Raw genomic sequence first — 8769 nt, 5'->3', positions numbered from 1 at the left:
CAAAATCAGTACAAACTTTATCAAATGACAACAGTTCTTCACGATCTATAACCACTTTACAGTTACTGTCTTTCTCTATATAGCTGATACGCTCTGCAGGATAACCCGGATCAATAGGAACATAGGCGCCACCGGCTTTTAAGATTCCTAAAATAGAAATCAGCATCAGCTCGCTGCGTTCTAAACGAATGCCTATTAAATCATCCGGACCAACTCCATAAGTAACCCTTAAATACGCCCCTAACTGATTGGCTCTTTCATTAAGTTCCTGATAAGTTAGTCGTACATCCTCATACACAACGGCAATATTATTAGGAGTTCGCAATACCTGCGCCTCAAAAAGATCTACTATCGTTTTATCCTCAGGATAAGATACCGTTGTAGCATTGAAAATTTCTAGTAATTGGTGTGTTTCCTGCGCTGTTAAATAGCTTAATTCCGCAATTGAAGTATGAGGTTTTGCAACAATTGCCTCTAATAATTGCTCGAAGTGATTTAATAATCTTTCTACGGTACTATTAGTATAAATATCAGTATTGTAAGTTATACCAACCTGCAATTCAGAATCAATTTCTATAAATTCAAAGGCAAGATCAAACTTACTTTTAACTGTTTTTTCTCCTTCATAAGAACGAACTGACAAATCAATTAAATCACTAAATTCATTATCCGAATATGTTTCCGAATTTTGTAAAACTATAGTAACATCAAATAAAGGATTTCTACTCATATCCCTTTTTGGCTGTAAAGTATCTACCAATTCATCAAAAGGATAAATTTGATGCTCATAGGCTCCCAGAGTTACTTCTTTTGCCTTATTTAAAAGTTCAGAGTAGCTATTACTTCCTTCAAATTGCATTCTCAAGGCTAATGTATTCACATAAAATCCTATTTGATCTTCCAGATCTGCATGCTCTCTTCCGGCTATTACACTTCCTAAAATTATATCCTCTTGATTTGTTGAGCGATATAACAAAGTGTTTACTGCTGCAAGTAATCCCATAAACAACGTACTGCCTTGTTCATTACAAAGAGTTTTAATGCCTTTTATTAAATTTGAATTAACTTTTCTGGTTACTAATCCACCATTATATGTTTTTACTAATGGTCGTGAATAGTCTCCTGATAATTCTAAAATTGGTAATTCTCCAACGAACTGATCTAACCAATATGTTTTATGATATTGTAATTTTTCTCCACTTAATTGTTCTTTTTGCCAGGCAGCAAAATCTTTATATTGAATAGATAAAGGCTCTGATACAGATAACTCTTCTTTAATTTTTGCATTATAATTTTGCAATAGTTCTTTTAATAAAATCCCCATCGACCAACCATCACTAATGATGTGATGCATAACATAGGTAAATATCCATTTATGATCTGATATTTGATAGATATGCGCTCGTAGTAAAAGGTCTTCTGCTAAATTAAAAGGTTTAGAAAAATCGGACTTAATAAACTGACTTGCAAGTTCTTCACTATTCTTTTTATTGCGTAAATTCTCAAAACCAATCTTAAACTCTACCGTCTCTAAAGATTGAATGTATTGTTGAACTTTACCATCATTATCTTGCTTAAATATTGTTCTTAAAATTTCGTGACGCTGCAGTAAAGTTTCAAAAGAAAAAGACAAAGCATCTACGTCTAAATTTCCTTCAAAGACATATACATCCGGCATATTATAAGCAACATTACTCTCTTCAAATTGACTTAAAACCCATAATCTTAGTTGTGAAGATGATAATTCATAACTGGCAGATTCCGGTAAAGGAGCAATATTTAAGAACGCACTTCTATGTTCTTGTGCGATTAAAATTGCCTGATCTTCTAATGTAGGTTTTGAAAAAATACTTTTTAAATCGATCTTAACATTAAATATTTTATGGATCTGACCAATTAAACGAATGGCTTTTAAACTGTGTCCTCCAATCTCAAAAAAGTTATCGGTTACGCTTATTTTTTCTTTCCCTAATAATTCTTTCCATATATACAAAAGTTGCTCTTCTGTTTCATTTCTGGGCATTACGTATTCGGTTGAACTCAACAGATCATCTCCTACAGGTTGCGGTAATAATTTCTTATCAATTTTCCCGCTGGAGTTCAAAGGGAACTTTTCTAATTGTATATAATAAGAAGGAATCATATAGCCCGGCAAAAATTTGTTTAAACTGGAACGAATTGTGGTCGTACTTAAATTTTCATCTGCTGTGAAATAAGCCACTAATTCTTTGTCACCACTGGCTGTGGTTAATGCTAATACAACATTTGTTATAATTCCGGGTTGTTTTCCAAGGGCATTTTCAATTTCCCCCAGTTCTATTCTGAATCCACGAATTTTAACCTGAGCATCTCTGCGTCCTATAAATTCAATACTTCCATCTGGCAACCATCGTCCTAAATCCCCGGTACGATACATTTTTGTGCCTGTTTCAAATGGATTATCAACAAATTTTTCAGCTGTTAATTCCGGTTTATTCAAATATCCACGTGCCAATCCATCACCACTAACACAAATTTCTCCCACGACTCCTCTCGAACATAGCGAATTCATTGCGTCAATAACATAAACTTTGCTATTGCTTATTGGTTGACCAATAGGAATTGTAGTTGCATTATCTCTTATAGAATCAATCGAATAATAGGTAGAAAATGTAGTGTTTTCTGTTGGTCCATATACGTGATGAAGATGAACTGAAGGGCGTAGATTTTTAAATTTCCTTGTGTGTTCTAAAGAAACTAATTCTCCTCCAAATAAAATATATTTTAAATCCGGTAAATCTATTTTTACATTATCTACAAAAGAGTTGAATAACGCTGTAGTAATGAAAAACATCGAAACTTTTTCTGAACGTAAAATTTCACCTAATTGATCTGAATCCAGAAAAACCTCTTTTAGGGGAACAATTATTGAACCTCCATTTAACAACGCTCCAAAAATATCGAAAACGGATCCGTCAAATGCAAAGTTTGATAAAGACAGAATTACATCATCACCATTAAATGCCACATAATTGGTTTGTTTCACTAGCCTTACTACATTTTGATGCTCAACCATAACTCCTTTTGGAGCACCCGTAGAACCAGAAGTGTACATAATATAAGCCAGATTATCCGGTTTGATTACAGTGTCTATGGCAATTACATCGGCTGTAAGTGATTCAAATTGAGTATCCATTTTAAAAATTACCCCAGTATAATCAAGATCAGAAATAAGATCACTTTGTGTAATCAGTACTTTTATATCTGTGTCTTCTATGATATAATCTTTACGGAGTTTTGGATAATCAGAATCAATAGGAACATATGCTGCTCCGGATTTTAAAATTGCAAATATTGAAATAAGTATTTTTTCGGAACGGTCTAACATTATACCAACTGTATCACCGTTTTGGACCCCTAAACCATGTACTAAATGATGCGCAAGCTGATTAGATTTATCATTTAAATCATTATACGTAAGTCTTTCATTTTCAAAAACTACCGCAGTAGCATCAGGATTTCTTTTTACCTGCTCCTGAAACAAATCTACAATTGATTTATCCGCCGGATATACCGTATCTGTATTGTTAAATTCATAAAGCAGCTCGTGCAATTCTTCATTACCAATATATTGTAATTTGTTTATTGGCACAATTGGATTTGCTATAATAGCTTCCAGTAATTGTTCTAAATGCAGCACTAAAAGCTGAATTGTTTCTACTGTATAAATATCCCTGTTATACTGTAAAATCAACTCTAAACTGTCACCGGATTCTGCAAAATTAAACAGCAAATCAAACTTACTATTTACGTTTTGCTTATTTTTATAAGGATTCACCAACAGCTCATTTAAACTGTGATTATTGTCGTTTTTTATTGCATTTTGAAGTACTACAACAGCTTCAAACAGAGGATTTCTGCTCATATCTCTTTGCAAATCCAGAGCGTCAATCAACTCATCAAATGGATAGCTTTGATGTTTATAAGCATCCAAAGTCGTTTCTTTTACTTGTTCCAGTACTTCTTTATAAGTATTGCTCCCGCTAAACTGAGTTCTTAATGCTAATGTATTTACATAAAATCCAATCTGATCTTCTAAATCTGCGTGATCTCTGCCAGCCACAACGCTGCCTATTATAATATCTTCCTGATTGGTATATCGATGTAACAATGTATTTACAGCCGTAAGTAATGCCATAAATAATGTACCTCCTTGCTCCTGAGCAAGTAATTTGATACCGTTCAGGATATCCGAATTAAATACCTTATTAACTATTTTCCCATTATTGGTTTTGATACTTGGTCGTATATAATCACCTTGCAAATCCAGTACCGGTAATTCACCTGATAATTGGTTCAGCCAATATGTTTTGTGCCCCTCTAGTTCTTCACTATTTAACTGGTCTTGCTGCCAGGCTGCAAAATCTTTATACTGTATGCGTAAAGGTGTTGCCGGGTTTGATACATTATTTGTAAATGCATTATAATTTCTTAATACTTCATTTATCAAAATTTCCATTGACCATCCATCACTGATAATGTGATGCATTACATAAGTAAATATCCATTTATCATCTGCTATTTGATAGATATTGCCTCGTATTAATGGACCATTACTTAAGTCAAAAGGCTCTAAAAAGTTAAGCTGAATATGCTCACTTATCTTTTGATCTTTATCATTTTCATTACGTAAATCATCATAAGCTAAAGTAAATCCTGAATCAGCAACAGATTGTACAAACTGCTTTACTTCTCCATTTTCAACTTCCTTAAATACAGTTCTTAAAATCTCATGACGCTCCAACAAAGCTGTAAAAGAAGCAGATAATGCCTGTGTATTTAAATTCCCTACAAATTCGTAAACATCAGGAATATTATACGCTACATTGCTTTCCGTAAATTGGCTTAATACCCATAATCTGCGTTGTGAAGAGGATAATTTATAACTTTTACTTTCCGGCAATATTGGAATACCTGAAAATGAAATCCTATTACCCTGTGCTATCAATACAGCCTGATCTTCTAATATTGCTTTAGAAAAAACTTCTTTTAGGTCGAGCTTAACATCAAATATTTTATGAATTTGACTAATTAAACGAATCGCTTTTAAACTATCTCCGCCCAATTCAAAAAAATTATCCAAGATGCTAATCTCATTTATTCCTAAACTGTCTTGCCAAATTGTTACTAATTTCTCTTCAATTTCGTTTGTGGGTGCCTTATGCTCTTTTCTTATAAGATCCTCTCCTTCTACATTAGGCAATGCTTTTCTATTTATTTTACCGTTAGAAGTCAATGGAAAACTTTCCATAGCCACATAAAAAACAGGAATCATATATTCCGGTAATCGGACCAGAAGAAAATTACGCAAAGTAGATTTATCAATATTTGACTCGGAAACGAAATAAGCAACCAGCGCCTTTTCGTTATTAATTTCCCTTACATCAATTATAACTTGTTTTAATTCTTCAGAATATTCTAAAATTGCACTTTCTATTTCTCCAAGTTCAATACGATACCCGCGTATTTTTACCTGATGATCTAATCTGCCCAAATATTCGATGTTTCCATCAGGAAGCCACTTTCCTAAATCACCAGTTTTATAGAGACGCTCTTTCTTATTAAATGGATTTTCAATAAATTTTTCTTCAGTCAGATCAGTACGATTTACATATCCTCTTGCAAGCGAAGAACCTCCTATATAAATTTCTCCCGAAATGCCACAAGGCTGTAATACATTTGATGGATTTAAAATATAAATCGAGGTATTGGCAACAGGCTTTCCTATTAAAATAGTTTCTTCTGATGATTTGACCTCATAAATTGTACAGCCTACAGTAGCTTCTGTTGGTCCATATTCATTATAAATTTTTATCGAAGGATTTATTTTCTTTAAAATTGATACGTGTGTCTGACGCAGTTCTTCTCCTCCTACAATAGCAATTTCTAAACTATCTGACTTAATACCTAAATTGTCCAAAACACTGATGTGCGCAGGAGTTAATTTTATACAAGATATGTTACTGCTTAAATATTGTTTCAGGACATTTGATATTTCACTATCTGAGCTGAAAAACTCCAAAATACCTCCACTTAATATAGGCAGAAACAAACTCGTAATAGTCAAATCAAACGATAATGAAGTAAACAGTCCAAAATTTGTATTCGCTGGATTTCCGGACAAATAAAATGATTTTGCCCAGGTAATATAGTTCATAAAAGAACCATGCTCGATCATTACGCCTTTTGGCTGTCCGGTTGAACCGGAAGTATAAATAATGTAAGCCAGATCATCCTTGCTTAATACTAAATTCAGCGCTTCAGATGAAAATTGTGACGGGTCAAATTCAACATCAATTGCATGCGTTCTACCTTCATAAAAATCAAAAAGATCCAAAGCATATGAAGCTTCCGTAATCAAAAGTTGTAATGCTGTATCTTCAATAATGAATGATTTACGTTTATTTGGCAGTTCAGCATCAATAGGAATATAAGTTCCTCCTGCTTTTAAAATACCCAATATCGAAATAATAGCCCATTCATTTTTATTTAACTGAATCCCCACTTTGTCTCCTTTTGAGATTCCGTAATTATCTTTTAAACAATGTGAAAACTGATTGGATAAATCATCCAGTTCCTTGTAAGTTAATTTTATAGATTCAGAAATAACTGCAATTTCAGAACCGGATAACTGCACTTGTTCCTGAAATAAACCTAAGATGTTTTTATCCGGATAATTTTCTTCTGTTGCATTAAATCCGAATAGTAATTGGTCTTTTTCTTCTGATGTCAGATACTCCAATTGCTGAATATCAACATTTGGATAATCTATTAATTGTGTTAACAGATTTTCAAAATGAGAAAACATTTTTTTTATCGAATGACCCTGGTAGATATCTGTATTATAATCAATTGACAAACCCAGTTCTGTAGTTTCAGTAAAAGCAAAATTGATATCATTTTTAGCCGTTTTGCTTTTGAATTCATAATTACTAATTTCAAAACCGGCTGATGCATTATCTGTGTTTTTGGTCTGTGGCTGATTTCTTAAATCCATCATGACATCAAACAAAATCGAACGGCTTGGATCTCTTTTTAAGTTTAATTTTGCTACTAATTCAGCAAAAGGATAACTCTGGTGTTCATGCGCTTTTAATATGGTTTGTTTTTCTTTTTTTAATAAATCCAAAAAAGTAAAACCATTTTCAAACTGCGTTCTTATCGCAAGTGTATTTAAGTATAATCCTAACTGATTTTCCAGATCAGGATGTTCTCTTCCTGCAATTGGAGTACCAATAATAATATCATTTTGTCCCGTATATCTGTTTAATAAACTAGTAATACCGGATATTAATGTTACATATAGTGTAATATCCTGTTCTTTTGAAAATGTGTTTAATTTATTCAGGAATCCTTTTGAGAATTGCTGCGTTATTGTATCTCCGTTATAGGTTTGAATTAACGGTCTTGTCTTATTAGCAGGCACCACTAAAACTGGTAAATCCCCCTTAAACTGGTCAAGCCAATATGCTTCTGAAGCTCTTTGTTTCTCTTCCTGTTCAGGCAGCGTTAGCCATGCACTATAATCTTTGTAATGAATAGTTAATTCAGGTAAATTTACCGTAGTATTCTGAATAAGTGCGCCGTAGATTTCAGTAACCTCTGATAATAATAGTTGCATTGACCAGCCATCAATAATTATATGATGTGTGGACAGATAAAATATATATTTTTCTTCTTCTAATTTTATCAAATAAACTCGTAATAGAGGGCCTTGTTCTAAATCAAACGGTATACTATTTTTTTCGTCTAAATAAGCAGATACAATTTCATTCTGGTTTTCTATTGCTGTAAAGTCTTCAATTTGTATTCTAAAATCTATCGATGATATTGGTAAGATGTACTGACTAACTTCACTCTTTTGATTTGTTCTGAAACAAGTTCTTAAAATTTCATGTCGATTAATTAAAATGCGAAATGATTCTTCAAATTTATGCGAATCAATAGCTCCTTTTAATTTTAGAACCGCCGGGATATTGTAAGCTAATAATCCACCATCCAATTGACATAATATCCATAAGCGATATTGAGAAGATGATAAGGGATACCATTCTGATTTTCGAGTATGCAAAATGGGCTGATAGACATTATGAGATTTAATGCTGTCTTTTAAAAACGCTATAATTTGTTCCTTATTTCTCTTTATTTCTTCTAAAAATACATTTGAAATCTCTTTATCATCAAATTTAATTTTAAGATTTTCGTTTTCTAAAGAAACATGAATTTTATTCTCTCTAAGCTTGCTTAATAACTCTCTCATTGTCCAATTATTTGATTTTTTTAACTAAAATGGTTAACCACTTTTTCCAATTATAGTTTCTTTTTCCTATGTAAATTGTAATTAATAATGGGGATAAATTCTAAAAACTAATCGTTTATATATACTTTTATTCTATAGATATAATAGATAATAAGTCTTTATCATTTGGCTGAATATCTAAAAATCACTATATTATTATCTCATTTTTAAAGCTAACCTCTGTTGTTAGCCATTCTCTTTCGCTAATAACTTCTGCAATACCACGAATGTCATTTTTAAATAAAAAATCTCTCAATGAAATTTCTATATTTAATGATTTCATGATTTTATTAATAACAACAGTTGCACTAAGACTATGTCCGCCGAGTTCAAAGAAATTATCCGTGATACCAATTGTTTCTACTCCCAGAACTTCCTGCCAGATCTTTACCAATTCGATTTCCAGATCAGTTACCGGAGCAACATATTGT

General features: G+C 32.5%; 2 protein-coding genes. Both read right to left on the bottom strand.

Annotated features, from left to right (window positions below):
- On the bottom strand, positions 1 to 8299 hold an 8299-nt coding region (locus KHA90_RS24675), incomplete at its 3' end, for a non-ribosomal peptide synthetase (RefSeq protein WP_213308145.1).
- A 187-nt stretch (positions 8300 to 8486) separates the two neighbouring features.
- The coding region (locus tag KHA90_RS24670; RefSeq protein WP_213308142.1) for a phosphopantetheine-binding protein at positions 8487 to 8769 on the bottom strand (283 nt) is incomplete at its 5' end.

Origin of the sequence: Flavobacterium psychroterrae, assembly GCF_018380615.1 — a bacterium.
Lineage (GTDB): Bacteria > Bacteroidota > Bacteroidia > Flavobacteriales > Flavobacteriaceae > Flavobacterium > Flavobacterium psychroterrae.
Note: the sequence above shows the minus strand (reverse complement) of the source record. Positions and strands in the feature narration are given on the sequence as shown.